The organism is Candidatus Protochlamydia sp. W-9 (genome assembly GCF_001950615.1).
GTDB classification, from domain to species: Bacteria; Chlamydiota; Chlamydiia; order Chlamydiales; family Parachlamydiaceae; genus Protochlamydia; species Protochlamydia amoebophila.
The window spans coordinates 1-21,614 of sequence record NZ_BCPZ01000119.1; the positions used below are offsets into that span (position 1 = coordinate 1).

Consider the following 21,614-nt stretch of genomic DNA (forward strand, 5'->3'; position numbering starts at 1 on the left):
TGCCGGAAATTTTTTAATTAATCTATTAGCTGGGATTATTGCTTATACTCACCAACCTAAAAAGCCATCGATAAACTTAGCAGAGCAGCATCGCTTATTGTTAATGGCTGCCTAAAAACCCAAAATTCAGGTTAATAGTGTTCAATAACGCATATATTAACTCTTATGTTTTGCAAAATGAACATCTAATAAACAAGCGATGTCATTTGCTAAGGAAACAAAGACTGAAATTCTACAAGATTTATTAAGCTTTGAAATTGCCCATCAATTTCCACTCCTACTCTTAGATTTACTTCTCCCATATGTCGGTCAATATCTTGTATCCTATGAGGGAGATAAAATAAAAACTTTAACAAATTTATCATCTCTAAAAAAAGTCAAACAAATTTAAGCATTAAGCTCATTTTCCATTGGTTTAATGAGCAAAAAGGATGTGTAGCTTGGAGGCAAAATCAAATTTTTTAGAGTCTTACTTTTCGATTGCAAATCACTGTTAATATAGCAGGGGTCGATAACTTATTTGCAGTTGGATTTTCATAAGGTTATTTGTATATCAAAACTCTCGAAAAATCGGCAAAACTAGGTAGTCAATTAACAAGCACTATTATTAAAATTAAAAAAATTAAATATTATTAAAAGGTTTAATAATTTTTCATATTATTTTTTAATTTTAATTCGATTTATTATATAAAATTTGTTAAAAATAATTAAAGAGGCATAACAAAATGAATGAGTCCATCTCTTTTCAAGCTAGACTAACAGGAAACCAAGCATTTTATGATCACAGTGACTACATAACATCTACTACGGAAGACTTTAATTTCCCTCACGCTTTGTCTACCACTTATCGATGGAATACGGAACATAAAATTATTCGAATTATTAAAGACATTTTTTCATTGATTGTTTTTCCCTTTACTATCATGCATATTATCGCCGGTAAAATAGCCTTACTTCCCGCCTCTTCTCCTACTTTACATGGATATTCAGAAAATTATGCTCATAATGCAAGAATGACCGTTGTTCTCCAAAGTTCATGGAAATATAAACGTTTAACAATCAAAGTCGATGGCTATCAGATTGATGCCATGATCATGGGTCAAAAAGAAACGTTGGATAACGGAAGATGGGTGCTCGTTTCTAACGGAAATGCAGAATTTTATGAATCTAACTTGCATGATGGACACTTCAAAAAACTTCTTGTTCAAATTAATGGTAACGCCATCTTTTTTAACTATCCGGGAGTCGGTGCTAGCTCAAATTTACCTAATAAAAATGCCATGACAAAAGCTTATCAAGCACTCTTACATTTTTTAGAAGATCAAGAAAAAGGAATAGCAGCCAAAGAAATTATTGGATATGGACATTCGATTGGAGCGGGAGTTCAAGCAGAAGCCTTGAAACGCCATGTATTAAAATCAGGCATAAAATATGTCTGGGTAAAAAGTCGAACCTTTTCTGATTTAGCAACTACTGCTAGCCTCATTACCAATAAAGTCTTGGGGCTTTTAGTGAAAGTCATAGGATGGAATATTGATTGTGTAGAGTCCTCTAAAGCATTACAAGCTCCCGAAATTATTCTACAAACAGCCTCTGTCGCTAGTTATCAAGAATTGACGAATAGTTCAAAAATTATCCACGATGGAATCATCCCTGAAAATGCAACATTAGCTAAAGTCTTATTGGATCAAGGGTGCTCAATAAGTAAGAAACGTATTATTGGTGTCCCTGAATCGCACAATAAAGAACTAACTGAGCTTCAATATTTAGCAAATAGTATTAACCAAATGCTTGCTTAAACTTTGAGCCAATCAGGCCAATGTTAATTCGATTTGTTGATAACGCCGCATCTGATCTCGCCAATCTGCGGCTTCTTCAAATCGAAATTCTTTGGCCGCTTTTTTCATTTCTTTTTCGCATTCTTTAATTTTTAAGCGCACTTCGTCCAAGGTTAAATAATGATGCACTTCTTCTGCTGCTTTAAAAATTTCTTCTTCCAGTTTGGTTGGATGAGTGACTTGATCTTCTTCAGATTCCATTAAGACAGAAATTTCCCGTTTCACCGTTCGGGGCGTAATGCCATGCTGCTCATTATAAAGCATTTGTAGAACACGCCTAGATTCTGTGATTTCTAGAGTTCGTTTAATAGATTTAGTGATTTTGTCAGCATACATAATCACCCGGCCTTCTGCATTTCGCGCCGCTCGACCGCAAGTTTGAATTAAAGAAGTTTCACTGCGCAAAAATCCCTCTTTATCGGCATCTAAAATAGCCACAAGAGAAACTTCAGGAATATCCAATCCTTCTCTTAAAAGATTGATTCCTACTAAAACATCGAATACCCCTAAACGCAAATCTCGAATAATTTGTACACGTTCAATTGTATCAATATCCGAATGAAGATATTTAGCTTTCACGTTTAAATCATTGAGATAAGTCGTCAATTCTTCCGAAAGCTTTTTTGTAAGTGTGGTGAGTAAAACACGTCCTCCCTTGCTGACATGAGAACGGATTTCTGCTAAACAATCGTCTACCTGACCAGATGCAGGGCGTATTTCAATGATGGGATCTAAAAGACCTGTCGGTCGAATTAATTGTTCGACGATCTCCCCTCCAGCTTCTTGAACTTCCCAAGCACCGGGTGTTGCAGAAACATAAACAACTTGATGAATCCGTCCGTAAACCTCTTCAAAGCGCAAAGGTCGATTATCAAAAGCAGAAGGTAACCGAAATCCAAAATCGACCAAAGTTTGCTTCCGTGCGCGATCTCCATTAAACATCGCATGGACCTGAGGAAGTGTTTGGTGAGATTCATCAATAACTAGTAAATAATCTGAGGGAAAATAATCTAATAAACACGGGGGTGGCGCACCTGGCTGACGCATGCTAAAATGGCGAGAATAATTTTCGATTCCTTTACAAGTTCCCACTTCTTTTAACATTTCTAGATCATACATTGTCCGTTGCTGAATTCGCTCTAACTCTAAATATTTTTTTTCCGTTTCATAAAATTGCCTTCGCTCATCAAGTTCTGCTCGAATAGTTTCCATCGCTTTTAATCGAATTTCTTCAGGCGTGACGTGGTGAGAACTCGGATAAATAGTAATAGAAGCGATGCGTCGTTTAACTTTACCTGTCAATGGGTCGATTTCGCTGATCTGCTCAATCTCATCCCCAAACATTTCAACTCGAATGGCTAAATCTTCTTCATAAGCTGGAAAAATATCTAGTACATCACCTCTCACACGAAACGTTGATCGAATAAATTCGAAGTCATTTCTTTTATATTGCATTTCTACTAAATGGAGTAAAATATCATCCCGTCGCCGCATTTGGCCTTGAGAAAGTGTCAAATTCATTCCTCGATAATACTCCGGAGAGCCCAAACCATAAATGCATGAAACTGAAGAAACAATAATTACGTCGGAACGCTCAAGGAGCGAACGTGTCGCACTTAAACGCATTTTGTCTATTTTGTCATTAATCGACATATCTTTTTCTATATAGGTATCTGTCCGAGGAACGTAAGCTTCCGGTTGATAATAGTCATAATAAGAAACAAAATACTCTACCGCATTGTGAGGAAAAAAAGTTTTAAATTCTTGATAAAGTTGAGCTGCTAAAGTTTTATTATGAGCCAAAATTAATGTTGGACGTTGTACCTTGGCAATCACATTCGCCATCGTAAACGTTTTTCCAGACCCTGTAATTCCCAAAAGAACTTGCGAACGTTTGTTTTGCAAAATGCTTGCCACTAATTGATTAATGGCTTCTGGTTGATCTCCGCAAGGTTCAAATTCTGTGTGTAATTGAAAAAGTTGGCTTGGGTTCATAATTTCCTTAAATATCTATGCTTGGACCCTTCTCTAAAAAATTAGAGATATTTCTAAAATAAGTAAAAATATCTAATTCGATATTTCTATACTCTCTTGATAAAATCAACAGAAAGAAACTTTAAATGGGAAAATAAAAGAATTATTTATTAGACAATAAATTTAAGGCATTTTCAAATTCAAAAGTAAGCAATTCTCTCTAATTGCCTACTTTTGCACGATGAATAAAATTTGAATTAAGGTAAATCTACTGCACAATCAAGTAAATTTGATTGTTTTCTTTTAAATTCCTGATATTTTTCATCTGTTTGATGTCGAGAAAGCTTTTCATACTTCTTATAATAGGACGCTGCCTCGCCCAATCTATTTAATTGATCTAATATATGAGCAGCCTCTAGATAGTAAGTAGATATATTCGTAGCATACCAGGTCCAAGATGCTTTTTCTTTTTCAATAATTAAAAGAAATTCATCCAAAGATTTTTCAAAGTTGTGTCTGTTTTTTAAATATTTCGCATAATCCAATCGCATGGAAATAGAATCCGGGTTTAACACTAATCCTTTTTGGTAAAAAGCTTCGATTTCGTTTAATTTATTTAATTTTAGTAATTGGTTGGGAAAAATATTTTTTAAATCTAAATAAAGTTGCGCATCTGCTTTTTCCAGGGCTTGAGCTAATAAATCCGCGGATTTTTGAATTAAGAAAAATTGTTCTTCTTCTTTTAAATATTTTGACCAGTCATTGAGCATTAAACCATAACTTTTTATTAGTTGCGGTTGAGTTAGATAGGCATGTTGATAATATTCATCTTCGTTTTTAAAATAATTACAAATTTTATCTTCTTGTCCTGTTATGCTTAGCAAATTAAAATATCTACTTCGTAAACCAGAATGTTCTAAATAATTGGCTCGCATATTGGAGTTATCCAATTCTATTTTGTAAAGCTCAATAAGAGTTTTTTGAATTTGGGTAAACTTGTGTTCATCAGGATTAGCCCAATCTCTTAAATAATCCATATAATATTCTAAAGAGTCTATTGTAGGGTATTTCTTGCAAAGTCTTTCTAAAAAGTTTTGAAGATCTTTTTGTTTATTAAGCTTTTGTAGTATCTCAATATATAAATTTTTTATGCCACTTTGCATGCATTCATCAGAGGCGGAGAGTAATCTGAAATAAATATTAGCCTTTTCCTCATCTGATTTGTCTGAAGTATATAAAAAAGTTCCATAAGATTGAAAATTCTCTACAGAAGGATATTTTTTACATTTAAATTCGTGCAAGGCTTCAACAGCAACGGTTCTATTATCGTCTCTTAAGAGACAATCTTCATAGTCTTCTAACTGAGCATTCGATAGAATAGGCCGCACTTTTTCGTATAATCGGATCACCCTTTCTATCTCATTTTCATATTTTAAAATACCAATGATTCGAAAAATCGTGCCAGTATCTTGAGAATGATTTTGATCTAAACTTTCTGCATACGTTTCTAAACCATCCCAACTTTCATTCTTTTCTAAAAGGTCCACATATTTAGCTTGGATTTTTGAAAGGTGAGGATGCAATTTTAAAATTTCTTTGTATTGTTCAATTGCTGTATTATATTGTTTTTTTTCTTCTAAAAAGCGTGCTAAAAACCATTTTAAAATGACATTTTGTGGTTGCTCTGCTATTTTTCCTAATAAATAATTTTCACATGTTTCATCTATTTCTTCTCGGCTTATCCTGCCATTATTTTTTAAAATATGGTGTAGTAAATACATATACTTGTCATACTGTATTTGATAATTTAAAGTTTTTTCCAGTTCATTCAACGCATCTTGCATTCGATCTTGGCAAGTTAACCATTCAATATATTCTTCGTGAAGAAAAAAGTTGGGATGATTTTGTAAAAAAGTTCGATAATAAATTTCAATCTCCTTTTCTAGCTTCAACTTTTCTAAAGCTTTAATGTATTTTGCTCGGCTTTCTCTAGAAAGAGGTATGCCTAAATTGATCATCCTTTTATATTGTTCAACAGCCTCACTGGTTTTTTCAAAGTAGAATAAAGCTTGAGCATATTTCGTTCTTAAACATCCGTTTGTCGGCGCTAATTTGGCAGCTTTTTTAAATTGACTAAGGCATAAGTTTATTAGTTTTTCGTCAATGACATTTGCTTGTTGAATTTTGGCATATAATAAATATCCATAAGTGATTAAGTTTTGTGGATTGTCTGGTTGTCTTTCGATGGCTTTTTCAATTAACTTTACTTGTTGGTTTTCATCTGAATTTTGGATAATTTCCATGAGAAAATAATGATTATCTGAATCAATTTCAAATGCTCTTTGATATCTTTCAATAGCTTTTTCAGGCTGTTGTAATTGATCGCAAGCAAATTTATACTCTTCTAAAAGAGTTTGATCGCACGGTTGCAAATCCAAACCTTCTTCCAAAAAATGGAGAATTTTTTGTTGATTCGTTCTCCGAGCTAAATGAGAATATACAGCGATGCGAAGTTCTGTATTTTTAGGATTTACTGCTAAACCTTTTTGATAACGATGGATAGATTCATTAAGTGCATTTTCTGTCTCAACATGGAAGGATTTACCAAGAAGCTTTAAATTGTCAGGTTGTAAGTCTAAACCTGCTTGATAAATGACTTGAGCTTTTGCCGGGTCGATTGCGGATAATAAATTTCCATAACGAAAATAAACTTCTACAGAGTCTGGACTAATCGCTAATGCTCGTTCACCATAAAATATTATTTTATCATTATTTGCATGCCAAAATTGATTTTGCAAAAATTCTGCATAACTTAAAAGTAAATGCACATTATTTGGCTGTTGGTCCAGACATCTTTGATAAATTTCTTGAGCCATTTCTTGAAGATATCCAGGCAATATATTTGCATAACTCGTGTGGAAGTCGATGTTGCTAGAATCGACTTGTGCGTTTTGGTACTCGTCCACCGCTTCTTGAGTTTGATTTAAATGCATTATCAAAAATTTCGCATATTTTAAAAGCAGAAGTGGATGATACGGCTGCCGTTGTAAGCCTATTTTGTAAATATCGAGTACTTCATCTCTAATCCTTTCTCCATCATCTAGCAAAATAGATTTTGAATTTTTATAGCGTTTTATTAACAACTTTGCATACGCAATTCGCAGATCTACATTGTCAGGATTTTTTTCTAAAGCTTTTTTGTAATCTCTTTCCGCCTCTTTATCTTCAACATCAAATTTAGTATGATTGAAAAGGAGGGTTTTACTGTTAGGTGCAAGCTTTATTCCTTCTTCATATAACTTTCGCAATTCTTTTGTGTGTTCTTCACCTTGTTTTTTTAATACTTCCGCATATTCAACTCGCAAAAAAGCATTTTTAGGATCAATTTCTAGACATTTTTGATAGAAAAGACCTGCTTCAAAATATCTTCCTTGCTTTTCAAGTTTCTTTGCTTCTTGCACTAAAATGTTTGTGCCCAAAAAAGGAAGATATAGCGATGTTGCTCGATTAACACCATTAAACCCACTAACGTGTGAAGATCTACTCGTGTCTTTCAAATAAATATTGGTATTTTTAGAACTATTCCAAAATTGACTCCAGGAATGGCTTAAATAAAAACGAAAAGAAGGAAATAATAAAGGTATCAATAGACAAGCAAAAGCCATAGCGGCAATTCCCTTGATGGCATAGGCTACACGCACCCATGTGGAAGAATTGGTTTTGGTTTCCCCTATTTTAACATATGTATGGCCTTCATGAGTTTTTTTTGGAGAAATGACTGCCGTTTCTATTGGCTCGAATGTAAATTTCAATAAATGACTAAGATTATTAATAAACTCAGCAGGCATAAAATATCCTTAAAATATTAATAAAAATAATATTTTAATTTATAAATAATTTATTAATCAAAATAAAAAAAATATTAATTTTTTATATTTACATTCTTTAAGTTTTTTTGATCTCTTGCGACATAAGAAATTTTACTTCAACCTCTTCTTTCTTATTAGTTATACGACTCCAGTTTGTCCGTAATTAAAAAAAGTTGGTTGGATTTTATAAATTCTTTAGATATTTGTTTCGATGTTTCTAGCAATAGAAAGAAAACTTTAAGCAGAAAAAATAAAGGATGTATTCATCAGTTGATAGATTTGAGGTAGTTTTGAATTTCAAAAGTAAGCAATTCTCTAATTGCCTACTTTTGAACGTTGATCAAAATTTGAATTAGGGTAAATCTGCCGCATTAGCTAGCAAATCTGGTTTTTGCTTTTTAAATTCCTGATATTTTCGATCTTTATGATATGGAGAAAGTTCCCCATATTTTTTATAGTAGGAAGCCGCCTCTTCAATTCTATTTAGCTGCTCTAACGTATGAGCAGCCTCCAGATAATAAATAGATATATCCCATACGTCTCTAGATGCTTTTACTTTTTCAATAATTAAAAGAAATTCAGTCAAAGCTCTTTCAAAATTTTGGTTGTCTTTTAAATATTTCGCATAGTGCGATCGCAAGGAAATGGAATGAGGATTTAATGCTAGTCCTTTACGGTAAAAGTTTTCTATTTTATCTAATTGATTTAATTTTAATAATTGTTCTAGAAAGATATTTTTTAAATCTAAATAGAGCTGCGCATCTGCTTTTTCTAGAGCCTTGGCTAATAAATCAACCGATTTTTGAATTAATGAAAGCTGCTTTTTCTCTTCTTTTATATGCGCTGACCAGTCAGCGAGCATTAATCCGTAATCTTTTAATAATTGTGGTTGAGTAGTATACTTGTGTTCATAGTATCTATTTTCATTTTCAAAATAATCATAGAGTTGAGTTTGCTGTCCAGTTCTAGTTAACAAACTAAGATAGTTTTGCCTTATTTGAAAATATTTTGAGTAATTTTCTCGAACACTGGAATCAATTAATTTTTCTTTGTAACAGTCAAGCAGCTTATTTTGAAGTTGAGCAAACTTGCGTTCATCAAAATTAGGTTGTTTTGTTAAATAATCAATATAGTGCTCCAGATTGTCAATTGTAGGATATGTTTGACATAAATCCTCAAAAAATTTTCGAATTTTATCGTGTTGATTCAATTTTTCTAAAACAGAAAAATAATTTTTTCGAAGACTTTTACTCTGCATGCTTTCAGCATTAGTTCGTAATAATCTTAAATAAATTTCAGCTATTCGTTTCTCAGGTTGTCTATCAATTAGAAAACATCCGTAACTTTCCAAATTTTCTATCGTCGGATATTTTTTGCATTTAAATTCATGCAATGCTTCAAGGGTGGTTCTATCATCGTGAATTCTATAGAGAAAATTTTCATAATCATTTAACTGAGCATTCGATAGAATAAGTAATATTTTTTCATATAAGCGAATCACCCTTTCAAATTCATCTTCATCTTTAAAAATGTTGATGATTTGAACAATCATACAAGCGTCTTGAGAATGATTTTGATCTAAACTTTCTGCATATACTTCTAAATCATCCCAGCTTTCATTCTTTTCTAGAAGCTCCACATATTTAGTTTGAATTTTTGAAAGGTGGGGATGTAATTTTAAAATTTCTTTGTATTCCTCCACCGCTTTATCAATCTGATTTTTTTCTTCTAAAAAGCGCGCTAAAAACCATTTTAAAATGGTTTTTTGTGGCTGCTCTGCTATTTTTCCTAATAAATAATTTTCACATGTTTCATTGAATTCTTCTTCCGCTATCTTCCCCCTATTACTTAGAATATTGGTTAATAGATGTATATACTTATCATACTGCATTTGATAGTTTAAAGTTTTTTCCAGTTCATTCAACGCATCTTGCATTCGATTTTGGCAAATTAACCATTTAATATACTCTTCATGAAGAGAAAGATCAGAATGTTTTTTTAAAAACCTTTGATAATACACTTCAATCTTGCTTTTCTGATTTAATTTTTTTAAAATTTCAAAATACTTTGCACGCATTATATCAGTAAGAGAAAGATCCAAATCTATTATCCTCTGGCATTGCTCTGCTGCTTCCTCATATCTTTCTATCTGTTGTAATATTTCCGCATAAAACAATACCACATCTAGGTTTGTCGGCGCCAATTTGAGAGCATTTTTAAGTTGACTGAGACCTAAGTTTTGCATTTTTTCGTTGATGGCAGTACTTTGGCGGCTTTTCCCGATTAAAAAACCTCCGTATAGGGATAAAATTGGTGGATTTTCCGGCTGTCTTTGGACGAGTTTTTCAATTAATACAAGCCTTTGATTTTCATCTATAAACTTGATAAATTTGAAAAAAAACTTATTATTATCTGAATCGATTCCAAATGCTCTTTGGTACCTTTCAGCTGCCTTTTCAGGGTAATTCAATTTCTGACAAGCATTTTCATAGTTTTTTAAGAGAGTTTGATCACAGGGTTGCAAATCTAAGCCTTTTTCCAAAACAAAGAGAGATTTTGCAGGGTCTATAGAAGATAATAAATTTCCATAACGAATATAAACTTCTACAGAGTTTGGGCTAATCGCTAATGCTCGTTCACCATAAAATAATATTTCATCAACATTTATATCCTGAACATAATCTCGCAAAAACTTCGCATAACTCAAAAGTAAAAGCGCGTTACTTGGTTGTTGGTCCAGACATCTTTGATAAATCTCTTGAGCCATTTCTTGAAGATATTCAGGCAATATATTTGCATAACTCATATGAAAGTCGATATTGCTAGAATCGATTTGTGCGTTTTGATAACAGTCCACCGCTTCTTGAGTTTGTTTTAAATGCTTTATCAAAAATTCTGCATATTTTAAAAGCAGAAGTGGATGCTTCGGTTGCCGCTGCAAGCCTGTTTTGTAAATATCGAGTACTTCTTCTTTAATACTCTCTCCACCATCTAGCAAATCAGATTTGGTATCTTCATAGCGTTTTATTAATAATTTTGCATAAGTAACTCTTACCTCTACATTGTCAAAATTTTTTTCTAAAGCTTTTTTGTAATCTCTTTCCGCCTCTTCATCTTTAATGTTAAATTTAGCATGATTGAAAAGAACGGTCATATCATTAGGTAAAAGATTTAGCCCTTCTTCATACAGCTTTCGCAATTCTTTTGTGTGTTCTTCACCTTGTTTTTTCAATACCTCCGCATATTCAACTCGCAAAGGAGCATCTTTAGGATTTCCTTCTAAAAATTTTTGATAGAAAATAGCAGTCTCGAAATACCTTCCTTGCTCTTTAAGTTTCCTTGCTTCTTGAATTGAAATGGTCGCGTTAGAAGAAGGCACATCCGTCACAGGAAGGTCAGTTGTTGATTTAGCCTTATTGAGTCCACCAATTTGTGAAGATCCACTACTTTCAGTTGTAGATAATAAGATTTCTTTTAAATAAATGCTGGTATTTTTAGAACTATTCCAAACTTGATTCCAAGAATGGTTTAAAGAAGAACGAAAAGAAGGAAATAATAAAGGAAGTAATAGACAAGCAAAAGCCAGGGTGATAATTCCCTTAATGGCATAAGCTACGCGCACCCATGTGGTAGAATTGGTTTTGATTTTCCCTATTTTGACATACGTATGACCTTCATGAACTTTTGTTGGGAGATTGCCTTTATTTTCTAATGGTGAGTATGGAAGATTTAATAATTGGCTACGATCATTAATAAACTTGGCTGGCATAAAATATCCTTAAACTATTAAGATAAAATAGGAAGTTTATTTTAAGTCTAAATTATTAATCAAATTAATAATTTATTAAGATTGATAATTAGATTTTTTAGCTTTTTTGTAAACTAAGAGTAATTTTGTTTTTTACCTTTCTTATCAGTTACCCAACTCAAGTTTATCTGTAATGGAAAAAGTAAGCTTTTGTTTTATAGGTTCTTTACCTATTTATTTGGGTAATTCTAGCAATAGAAAAAAATTTAAGCAGAAAAATAAAGCATGCATTCATTAGTTAATGAATTTGAGATGGTTTTGAAGTTCAAAAGTAGGCAATGTGAAAATTGCTTACTTTTGTATGCTAATCAAAACTTGAATTAGGATAATTCTGCTGCATTGGCTAGTAAATCTGTTTTTTTATTTTTGAATTCATAAAATTTTTCCAAAGCATTTTGGTCATGGGCATCATCTCGAAGAAAATTTTCATAAATTTCTAATTGATCATCCGATAGAATAGGCAACATTCTTTCAGATAATCGAATTACTTTTGGAACCTCATTTGCATATTTAAAAATATCCTTAATCAGATACAGAATCTGAGCATCTTGAACTCGGTTCTGATCCAAACTTTCTGCATATGTTTCTAAATCATCCCAGCTTTCATTCTTTTCTAAAAGCTCTACATATTTAGCTTGAATTTTTGAAAGGTGAGGATGTAATTTTAAAATTTCTTTGTATTGTTCAATTGCTGTATTAAATTGATTTTTTTCTTCTAAAAAGCGCGCTAAAAACCATTTTAAAATAGCATTTTGTGGTTGCTCTACTATTTTTCTTAATAAATAATTTTCACATGTTTCATTGAATTCTTCTCGTGTGATTCTAGCTCTATTACTTAGAATATCACTTAATAGGGGCATATACTTGTCATACCGTATTTGGTAATTTAAAGTTTTTTCCAGTTCATTCAGCGCATCTTGCATTCGATCTTGGAGGATTAACCATTTAATGTATTCTTCCTGAAGGGAGAGTTCGAAATGGTTTTGTAAAATTGTTTGATAACAGACTTCAATCTTACTTTCTTGATTCAACTTTCTTAAAATTTCAAAATATTTTAATCGCATTTCATTAGTAAGAAAAAAATCTAAATCTATTATTTTCTGATATTGCGCTGCTGCTTCCTCATATTTTCCCAACACTTGTAATGCCTGAGTGTAAATGAGTATGAGAGTTATATTCATTGGAGCTAATTTGAGGGCATTTTCTAATTGACTAAAACCTAAATTTTGCATATTTTCGTCGGCGACACTATTTTGGCGACTTTTATCGATTAAGAAATATCCGTATAGGCATAAAATTAGCGGATTTTCCGGCTGTTTTTGGATGAATTTTTCAAACGTTGTAATCTTTTGACTTTCATCTACATAATCGTAATTGGTAAAGTAATCAATAAATTTGAAGAAAAGCTTATTATTATCAGGATCGACTTTTAGCGCTTTTTGAAATCTTTCAAAAGCCATCTGGGATTTTTGCAATTGTTTGCATTTATTTTCATAGTCGTCCAAAAGAATTTCATCGCAAGGTTGCAAATCTAAGCCTTCTTCCAAAATTAAAAGCGCTTCTTCTCTGTTACTATCCCAAATAAAATTTACATACTGTATGCGTAGTTTAGCGTTATTGGGATCTATTGCTAAAGCTTTTTGATAAATGGCTTGAGCTTTTATTGGGTCTAATCGAGATAATAAATCTCCAAAACGTAAGTGAACTTCTACGGAATCTGGGCTCTTTTCTAATGCTGTTTCACCGTAAGCTATTATGTCCTCACTGGCTACCCAACAGAATTTTTCCAAAAATTCTGCAAATTTTAAGAGTAAAAACGCATGGTGCGGATATTGCTGTAAACATTTTTGATAAATCATTTGAGGTTTGATCGGATTTTTTGCACCTAATATATCTGCATAACTCATGTGAAAGTCAATATTGCTAGAATCGATTTGTGCGTTTTCATAACAATCCTCTGCTTCTTGAATTTGATTTAAATGCTTTATCAAAAATTTTGCATATTTCAGAAGTAGAAGTGGGTGCTTCGGTTGTTTTTTTAAACCCTCTTTATAAATATTATGCACCTCATTCTTCAAGCTATCGCCATCGTCTAGCAAATCAGATTTTGAATCTTCATAGCGTTTTATTAGCAACTTTGCATACGCAATTCTTAATTCTGTGTTGTCAAGATTTGTTTCAAGTGCTTGTTTGTAATCTCTTTCAGCTTCTTTATCTGCAACATCAAATTTAACATGATTGAAAAGAATGATCGTATTGTTAGGCGCAAGCTTTAGTCCTTCTCTATATAACTTCCGTAGTAAATTTTTTGCTCCTATACCTTGCTTTTTTAATACCTCCGCATATTCAACTCGCAAAGGAGCATCTTTAGGATTCACCTCTAAAGATTTTTGATAAAAAAGAGCTGCTTCAAAATATCTTCCTTGTTCTTTGAGTGTCCTTGCTTCTTGGGTTAAAATAGCTACCTTAGAGGAAGATTCATTTATTGTAGAAGAGGTTAATAAAGCTTTTTTTAAATAAACATTTATATTTATATGGCCTTTACAAGCTATTCTCCAGGAATGGCTTAAAGAAGAGCGGAAAGAGGGTAATAATAAAGGAAGAAGGAAACAAGCAAAAACCATAGTAGCTATTCCCTTGATGACATAGGCTACACGCATCCATGCCGAAGAATTAGTTTTAGTTTCCCCTATCTTAACGTAAGTATGGCCCTGATGAGTTTTTTTTAGGAGATTGTTACTATTTTCTAATTGTAAAAATGAAACCTTTAATAATTGGCTACGATCATTAATAAACTCTGCTGGCATAAGGCCCCTTAAATTATTGATATAAGAAAGTAAATTTAATTTATTAACAAATAATTAATCAAATTAATAATTTATTAAGATTTATTTAGTTATCCTTGAAGCTTTTTTTTCCGATCCCTGGCCACACGAGAGATTTTATTCCAAGTACCCATCAACCCCATCGCACTTCGCATTTCTTTGATTGTCGCTTGAGAAATGTCATGCATTTTTTCTGTTCCTTCATAAATAATTTCTTCAACAAGTCCCTTATCTTCTTCAAAAATTTTCCGTTTTTCGCGAATCGGATCTAAAAATTCATTAATCGCAATAATCAATTTTTCTTTCACTTCTACATCTCCTACCCGCCCTTCTCGATACCGTTTCTTAAGATCTTCAATTTCATCTTGCCGACAGTTAAACAATGCATGATAAATAAAGACAGGATTGCCTTCTACTGTTCCTGGCATATCTGCGCGAATGCGATTCGGGTCTGTAAACATTCCCCTAATTTTTTTCTCAACAGTCTTTGCATCATCTGCCAGGAAAATTGTATTTCCTGCCGATTTGCTCATTTTCCCTTTACCATCTGTTCCTACAAGAGTAGGAGTTTGACTTAATAACACTTCAGGTAAAGGAAAGACATCTCCATAGAGTTGATTAAAGCGTCTCGCTATATCACGCGCAAGCTCAATGTGAGCTTCGTTATCTTTCCCAACGGGAACTAAATGAGCCTTTGGCATTAAAATATCGGCTGTTTGCAATATAGGGTAACCAATAAGACCAAATGGCATATTGTCATTATCTAGATGAGCATTTCGAGCCATTTCTTTGAGACTTGGCAAACCTATTAAACGATTAAGTGAAATGAGCATCTCAAAAATTAAATTCATCTCATAAACGGCAGGAATAGCGGACTGAAGATAAATCGTCGATTTCTTGGGATCAATTCCACATGCTAAATAGTCTATCACCATTGTCCGCACATTTTCACGAACCTGTAGAATTTCTTCTTTAGAAGGTTTTGTCGTCAACGTGTGAAGATCAGCAATAATAAAATAACATTCATAACTATCTTGTAAAGCAATTCTATTTTTTAAGGAGCCAACATAATGTCCTAAATGAAGAAGACCTGTTGGACGGTCTCCTGTTAAAATTCGTTTTTTTTCTGTCATACGATAGATTCCGTTTATCCTAAATTTTATTAAAAATTTCCATTCCAATCACGCCTAATGACACAATAAATGCTAAGATTAAAGCTATTTTGCCTCCAGGAGCTTTAAAAGTTGAAGGCAATTTTAAATGATAACGTCCACGCCAAACCATTAAAATAGGAATCAAGCCAAGTAAGCTAACAACTCCAAATGCCCCAGCGTATTCTAAGGCATTTAAAAACGCCCGTGGATCTGTTAGAGTTAGAAGAAGAGGAGGAATAAATGTCAGTAAATAAAGAACAAATCTTCCTTTATTTGATTTTTGAATTTTCAATCCGTCAGATAAAAAATCTCGCAAACTCAATGAGACCCCTAAAAATGAAGTTAGAATGGCAAAAAGGGAAAACAACCTTGCTAAAAGAGAAAGTTCAGTTTGATCAAGTAATTGACTCATTAAAGTGGCTCCATCTAAACCTTTTTCATATCCCATTAACAACCCATTTTCTCCCTGCAATGGAATAATTCCAAGTGTTAGCAATTCCCAGCTAACGTAAATCAAAAGCGGGATTGCACCGCCGATTAAAATGACACTTCTAATTTGCTTGACATCTCGTTTCAAATAGTCAGTCAGGGTGGGAATAATAATATGAAAACCAAATGAGGTTGACACAATAGAGACTGCAATCCAAAGCGCATCCCATCTTTGATGTTTTAAAAAAATCGGTTGTATATGAGATGATAAAAAGAAGACCATGCAAACATAAGTCAAAACTAATCCGCCCATCAAAATTCGATTAACATAATCGACTGAACGAGCTCCTTTATAAACAAAAAAACCAAAAATCCCCAACAAAGGAAAAGGCCCTATCCAGCTTGGCAGATTCCATTCAGTAACTTGCCTTGCAAAATCAACAATGATATGACCTCCCCCCGCTACATACGCAGTTGTCAATGTATATAAAAGGAAGAGGTAAATCATCCAACTAATTACTTGTCCACCTCTTCCAAGCGTTTTTTTAGCCATTGTAATCAGATTAGTATGCTCTCCCATCCATAAGTTAACCTCTAACATCAAAAGGGCTGTGAAAGTCATAAAAACCCAATAAATCACAAACAGAACGATCGAAGGAATAAACCCTGCAAATCCTGTTACAATTGGAAGAGCGAGCATCCCTGCTCCTATTGTCGTTCCAGCAACAAGGAGAATACCGCCTAATAAACGATATTTATCATTGGTCATTTCGCTACATCCTGAGTATTTATTAAATAAGTTGAAGAGCCATAATCCATAGAGAAAATAGAATGACGCCAATTAAAAGTGGCTTCCCTCCGGGAACAATTTGAGGTAAGTTAATCTTTTTTGTATAACGACCTTTCCAAACCATAAGAGCCGGCAAGATACCAAAAAGAATCACGGCTCCAAATCCTCCAGCATAATTTAAAGCCGACAAAAAAATCATAGGGTAAACTATAGAACAAATAAGTGGAGGAACTAGTACAAGCCCTGCTAAAAACATTTTACCTCCGGTAGTTTTTTGAATATTTAATCCATCTGCTAGAAAGTCAACAAAACTAATAGCTACGCTTAAAAAAGAAGTGACTATTGCAAAAAAAGCAAAACCTTGTGCAACATCGAGAATCCAAGAAATTCCTACCACATCTTTTAAAGCTTCTGTTGCTATTTCCCCTTTATCTAAAGCTTCTTTAAATTCTCCAAGAGGAACCAATCCTAAAATCAACCATTCCCAAGCTAAATAAATCACTAAAGGAATGGCGCTTCCAATCAAGATAGCCTTTAAAAGAGTTTTTCGATCGCTGTTAAGATAGGTTGTTAAACTAGGGATCAAATTATGAAACCCAAATGAAACAATAACTGCTGGAAGAACTAAAGTCGCGGCATTCCAATCTTGATGTTTTAAAAGAGAAGTATCTATATAAGGGATTCCCGTTATCATTAAACAAACATAAGTCAAAATTAACCCAATCATTAAAAATCGATTAAACCAGTCAACAGCTCCAATACCTAAATAAATGAGTACTCCAAAAAGTAAGCAAAACAAAATACTCCCTAACCCTTGGGGAAAAGAGTGATTGAATCCTTGTTCAACTAAATCTGAAACTAAAGATCCACTTGCCGCCACATAAGCCACCATTAGCGAATAAAAAAGAAAAAGAAAAACAAACCAACTCACACCTTTTCCTACTTCTCCCAAAGTTTTTTCTGCCATCGTAATAATACTAATTTCTTGGCCAAACCATAAATTCACTTCTAACAACAGAAGGCCTGTGCAAACCATAAAAGCCCAACAAGTCATAAACATGGCGACACTAGGGATAAAACCAGCCATTGCGCTCAACACTGGTAAGCCTAACATTCCAGCTCCAATGCAACAACCAGCCACTAATAAGATTCCTCCTAGGAGACTTCCCTTTTGGGTTGCATAAGTTTTCATATCTACCTTGTTTATGTTTTTTATTGATTACTTTAAAAAAGAGGGAAATGCAAAAGAATGGGCATTAACGCCAAGCAAAGAAAAAGAAAGGAAAAAATGTGTACAAATGAAATAAGAGCAGCATTATTGAATCGAAAAATTTTTTTTATCGTTATATTAAATCACAAATGTCTACATTTTTTTAGAATTTAGAAAAATTTTATCAAAAAGTTTGTTTTTTATCCATTTGAAACTGCTCCCTTATACCATATCAATCCTTCAATAATCGTTCGAAATTGATTAGAGGATCCATACTCAGCATGTAAAAAATAATCTCCGTTGTCTTGCTTTTCATAAACCTCAAACCCTTCAAAATTATTATTTCCTTTAAACTCCCAGGCAACTGTATTGTCTTGTCGCAAGCCTTTTCCGTTTACTTTTCCTGCGAATTCATTTTCAAATGAAATTTTAAAAGAATGAGGATGAATATTATAAAACGCAAAGGTATTAGTCACAGATTCTTCAATTCCTAGCATTTCAACAATTTGTACAGCTCGAATGAAATCAACTGACTCTTGAATAATATGCCATCGCGTATAAAATTTGATAAATTCTTGCGAAGCACTAAAAGTAATTTTCCCTTCTCCTAGCCATAAACCTGGGGTAAAAATAAATTCAGGTTGAGTCATTGAACCTCTAACATTAAAAATAAATTTGTCAGTCAAACAGTTATCATGTATTAAAACATAAACCTTCGGCTATAAATACTTTGTAAAATTCCTAAAGCCATCATCGTAGAAAGAATAGAAGAGCCACCATAAGTCACCAAAACAAGAGGTACCCCTGTAATTGGAAGAAATCCACACATCATTCCAATATTGACTAATATGTGCATCGCTAAATAAACAGTCACCCCTGCTGATAAAAGCCTCCCAAATGGATCTTTAGCAACTGCACTTACTTGAAAACTAAAATAAATCAAAGCGTAGTAAAGAGCCATTAATAACAGCAATCCCAGCAAACCAAACTCTTCCCCGAAAGCTGGAAATACAGAATCTGTATAAGGGGCTGGAAGCCACCCCCTACCGCTAAACTCACTTTTTCTCCATCCCGTTCCTGTGATTCCCCCCAACGCAATAGCAGTAGCAGCCGCTTTTTGATGATGAGTGGCAGGATCAAGTCGATCGAATTGATAATCTTTTAGCACTTTTGTTGCATAAGGACGCAATGTTTCATGGGGTAGAACTCCTAAAAAAATCATTGCAACAAGACATAATCCCAATCCTCCGCAAATTGTCATTGCTTTGATAATCGAAGGCCTTAAATCTCCAAAATAAAACATCACAAGTGTAATGGGAAATAAAACTAAAGCAGTTCCCAAATCAGGTTGTTTTAAAATGAGGATAAATGGAATTCCCACGATAATCGACGCATAAAAAGCAGTTCCCCAAGAATCGGCGACTGATCTACGTCTTTCTAAAAACCAGCTTAAAGTAATCACAACGACAAACTTTGCATACTCTGAAGGCTGAAAACTGATATTAATAAAAGGAATACGATACCAGCGATTCACTTTTTGAATCGAATCAGTAAAAAAAAGTCCTACTAAAGAAATTAATACTAAAACGTATAAAATCCAGGTCCATTCTCGTAATTTACGATAGTCAAAGCCCGCAAAAAAGAAATAAACAACAACTCCAATTGCGAACCATTGAAATTGAGATTTTACGATAGGTGTGACAAATAACTCTTCCGCATGATCTGTTGAAGGGTCAATTGTATAAGATGAGACAACTAACAAGCTGATAATCATCAGACTTAAAATAACGGGAATAACCCTAAAGTCTAATCGAGCAAGATAACGAGGACTCCACATTTAAATATCACTATATAAATCGGTAAAATAGTAAGATACCATGAAAATAGGTGAATCTACAAGGCAAATCATTTATTATGATAAAATGCTAGATTAAATATAGATAATTTTTTGAAAATTTGTTGGCTTTCTAAGTAAAATTAATTCTATCAAAATGCTTATTCCGAATTTGCTCTATTTTTAATGATCATCTATTTTGTAAAAATCTCATGAAATCATCTTGCTTGCATTACCATTTTGAAACCATAGGTTCCACCAACACTTGGGCAAAAGAAAATGTGGATCAAATAGATCCTGAAGGTGTCACTCTCATTTCTGCATCCGAACAAACTTTAGGGAGAGGTCGCTTTAAAAGACGCTGGCAATCTCCTATTAATCTAAATATTTATGCAACTTTTTGCTTTTATATAGATTCTAATCGTTCCGATTTTGGACATCTTCCCCAACTTTTAGCTTTAGCTGCCATCCAAGTTCTGGAGGATTTAAATTTTCATCCAGCTTTAAAATGGCCTAACGACATTTTGCTCAACGGAAAAAAAGTCGCGGGAATTTTATGTGAAACAATGATATTAGAGCAAAAGCGGTGTATGATTAACGGCATTGGACTAAACGTTAATATGCCGACAGAGCTGCTTAACAAAATTGATCGGCCTGCCACTTCTCTTTTTAAAGAGCGAGGACATGAATTTGATCTTAATATTCTTTTAAACCAATTAGACGTCAAGTTTACAAGTTATTTATCTCATTTTCTAAAGCATGGTTTTGATGCATTTTTCCCCTCTTTTCAACTACGTTCAACCTTTAAACAAGGTCAATTCATTCAATTTAATCACAATCAAACTCTGTTTGAAGGAACTTTTGAAGGTTTATATCCAGATGGCTCAGTACAAATTAAATTATTGGATGGAACTTCAAAAAAATTTTATTCTGGAGAATTCATGTTTGGAAATTTCATATAAATTTTATAAATATATTAAAAATTAATTAAACAAAATTTTTATTCCTAATAAACAAAACAAATTTGACAATTTAATTATTTAATAATAAAATACTTTTTTGAAATAAGATAAACATGGTCTATGGTTTTTTTTAACAGATTTTGTATTCGACAGTTAGAAACATGAAAAAAGAATTATTAGTTTAAGTGGACAATATTATTTATCTAGAGGATTGGTTAAAATAGCTAGCAGCAGTGCTTAATTTAGTAAAAGCAACTGTTAAAGCGACATTTATAAAATTAATAAGTGTCAGTCTCAATTTGTATGTCTTAAGAAACGATTTTTTTAAAAAAGAACAACCAAATGAGATTAATTTAAACAAGCTTTTGTTAAATTTTTTTGTCAAAGATGATTTAAATTAAATTATTATTAATAAAGAAATAGGATGAGGTATTATGATTCAAGGGTTTTATAACACTGTAGTGGCAGATGTTGAATATTTAAAGGTTTTCTTTCAAAAAAATCCTGAGCAAAGGTCATTTGATCTGAAAGTGAATTTGATAGCACTACGTTTTTTAAGTCTAGGCTTAATGGCTGTCGGTGTAATTAGAACATATACAGCTCTAACTTCAGCTTCTCCAGCAATTTTTAGAGCTGTTAGTGGTTTTTTTGTTTTTGCTATTGGACATGATTTGTTTGTCATAGGTCAAAATATGACAGAAGATGATGAAAATAAATTTGTCGGTTTTACAAATACCCTTATGGGTTCATTGAGAGATCTCGGTCATGCATTTAATGGCAATTCTCAAAGAGTTGTAGGAGGAAGAGTATCTATTTTGACACGTAGAACATTTTTCCCCTCGTTTTGGAATTGTATTCTTCAAAATTCTTTTTCTACAAATACCCAAACTTCGAGATAAATTCAATTAGGATTGAATGAAG

At 33.0% G+C, this 21,614-nt stretch carries 12 protein-coding genes and 1 pseudogene; 4 read left to right on the forward strand and 9 right to left on the reverse strand.

Going from position 1 to position 21,614, the window contains the following annotated elements; genetic code table 11:
• Together BU804_RS11900 and BU804_RS03215 are read left to right on the forward strand one after the other, a co-directional pair.
• A pseudogene (locus BU804_RS11900) lies at positions 1–115 on the forward strand (IS982 family transposase); the annotation flags it as partial.
• 610 nt (positions 116–725) lie between these two features.
• The gene (locus tag BU804_RS03215; RefSeq protein WP_075882947.1) at positions 726–1,799 is read left to right on the forward strand and encodes a CPn0927/CPn0928 family alpha/beta hydrolase fold protein; all 1,074 of its coding nucleotides are present in this window, start codon (positions 726–728) and stop codon (positions 1,797–1,799) included.
• 12 nt (positions 1,800–1,811) lie between these two features.
• On the opposite strand, the gene uvrB is transcribed toward BU804_RS03215, so the two are convergent.
• From uvrB to BU804_RS03260, 9 genes are all read right to left on the reverse strand, one after another.
• Positions 1,812–3,833, reverse strand: coding sequence for an excinuclease ABC subunit UvrB (gene uvrB, locus BU804_RS03220; RefSeq protein ID WP_075882948.1), 2,022 nt, complete (start codon positions 3,831–3,833; stop codon positions 1,812–1,814).
• 236 nt (positions 3,834–4,069) lie between these two features.
• Positions 4,070–7,660: a tetratricopeptide repeat protein gene (locus BU804_RS03225; RefSeq protein WP_075882949.1), complete on the reverse strand. Its 3,591-nt coding sequence runs from the start codon at positions 7,658–7,660 to the stop codon at positions 4,070–4,072.
• 373 nt (positions 7,661–8,033) lie between these two features.
• Complete coding sequence (locus BU804_RS03230; RefSeq protein ID WP_075882950.1) at positions 8,034–11,450, reverse strand: hypothetical protein; 3,417 nt, start codon at positions 11,448–11,450, stop codon at positions 8,034–8,036.
• Between the two features lie 359 nt (positions 11,451–11,809).
• On the reverse strand, positions 11,810–14,296 hold the full coding sequence (locus BU804_RS03235; RefSeq protein WP_075882951.1) for a tetratricopeptide repeat protein: 2,487 nt from the start codon (positions 14,294–14,296) through the stop codon (positions 11,810–11,812).
• An 89-nt stretch (positions 14,297–14,385) separates the two neighbouring features.
• Entirely contained in the window at positions 14,386–15,447 is a 1,062-nt protein-coding gene (trpS, locus tag BU804_RS03240) for a tryptophan--tRNA ligase (RefSeq protein WP_075882964.1), read from the reverse strand.
• 19 nt (positions 15,448–15,466) lie between these two features.
• Positions 15,467–16,666, reverse strand: a complete 1,200-nt coding sequence (locus tag BU804_RS03245; protein WP_075882952.1) for an amino acid permease — start codon at positions 16,664–16,666, stop codon at positions 15,467–15,469.
• A 22-nt stretch (positions 16,667–16,688) separates the two neighbouring features.
• On the reverse strand, positions 16,689–17,879 hold the full coding sequence (locus BU804_RS03250; RefSeq protein ID WP_075882953.1) for an amino acid permease: 1,191 nt from the start codon (positions 17,877–17,879) through the stop codon (positions 16,689–16,691).
• Between the two features lie 218 nt (positions 17,880–18,097).
• Positions 18,098–18,547 (reverse strand): hypothetical protein, encoded by a 450-nt coding sequence (locus tag BU804_RS03255; RefSeq protein ID WP_075882954.1) that lies wholly within the window; start codon positions 18,545–18,547, stop codon positions 18,098–18,100.
• A gap of 50 nt (positions 18,548–18,597) precedes the next feature.
• Positions 18,598–19,734 (reverse strand): FtsW/RodA/SpoVE family cell cycle protein, encoded by a 1,137-nt coding sequence (locus tag BU804_RS03260; RefSeq protein WP_075882955.1) that lies wholly within the window; start codon positions 19,732–19,734, stop codon positions 18,598–18,600.
• Positions 19,735–19,943: 209 nt separating this feature from the next.
• On the opposite strand from BU804_RS03260, the gene BU804_RS03265 reads away from it, so the two are divergent.
• Positions 19,944–20,693, forward strand: a complete 750-nt coding sequence (locus BU804_RS03265; protein WP_075882956.1) for a biotin--[acetyl-CoA-carboxylase] ligase — start codon at positions 19,944–19,946, stop codon at positions 20,691–20,693.
• Positions 20,694–21,127: 434 nt separating this feature from the next.
• On the forward strand, positions 21,128–21,592 hold the full coding sequence (locus tag BU804_RS03270) for a hypothetical protein (RefSeq protein ID WP_075882957.1): 465 nt from the start codon (positions 21,128–21,130) through the stop codon (positions 21,590–21,592).
• Positions 21,593–21,614: the final 22 nt, after the last annotated feature.

Bases quoted from the DNA above. Each gene is read 5' to 3' on its own strand.
- BU804_RS03260 (WP_075882955.1), bottom strand. From the start codon at position 19,734: ATGTGGAGTCCTCGTTATCTTGCTCGATTAGACTTTAGGGTTATTCCC.
- BU804_RS03265 (WP_075882956.1), top strand. From the start codon at position 19,944: ATGAAATCATCTTGCTTGCATTACCATTTTGAAACCATAGGTTCCACC.
- BU804_RS03225 (WP_075882949.1), bottom strand. From the start codon at position 7,660: ATGCCTGCTGAGTTTATTAATAATCTTAGTCATTTATTGAAATTTACA.
- BU804_RS03255 (WP_075882954.1), bottom strand. From the start codon at position 18,547: ATGACTCAACCTGAATTTATTTTTACCCCAGGTTTATGGCTAGGAGAA.
- trpS (WP_075882964.1), bottom strand. From the start codon at position 15,447: ATGACAGAAAAAAAACGAATTTTAACAGGAGACCGTCCAACAGGTCTT.
- BU804_RS03270 (WP_075882957.1), top strand. From the start codon at position 21,128: ATGATTCAAGGGTTTTATAACACTGTAGTGGCAGATGTTGAATATTTA.
- BU804_RS03250 (WP_075882953.1), bottom strand. From the start codon at position 17,879: ATGAAAACTTATGCAACCCAAAAGGGAAGTCTCCTAGGAGGAATCTTA.
- BU804_RS03245 (WP_075882952.1), bottom strand. From the start codon at position 16,666: ATGACCAATGATAAATATCGTTTATTAGGCGGTATTCTCCTTGTTGCT.
- BU804_RS03235 (WP_075882951.1), bottom strand. From the start codon at position 14,296: ATGCCAGCAGAGTTTATTAATGATCGTAGCCAATTATTAAAGGTTTCA.
- uvrB (WP_075882948.1), bottom strand. From the start codon at position 3,833: ATGAACCCAAGCCAACTTTTTCAATTACACACAGAATTTGAACCTTGC.
- BU804_RS03215 (WP_075882947.1), top strand. From the start codon at position 726: ATGAATGAGTCCATCTCTTTTCAAGCTAGACTAACAGGAAACCAAGCA.
- BU804_RS03230 (WP_075882950.1), bottom strand. From the start codon at position 11,450: ATGCCAGCCAAGTTTATTAATGATCGTAGCCAATTATTAAATCTTCCA.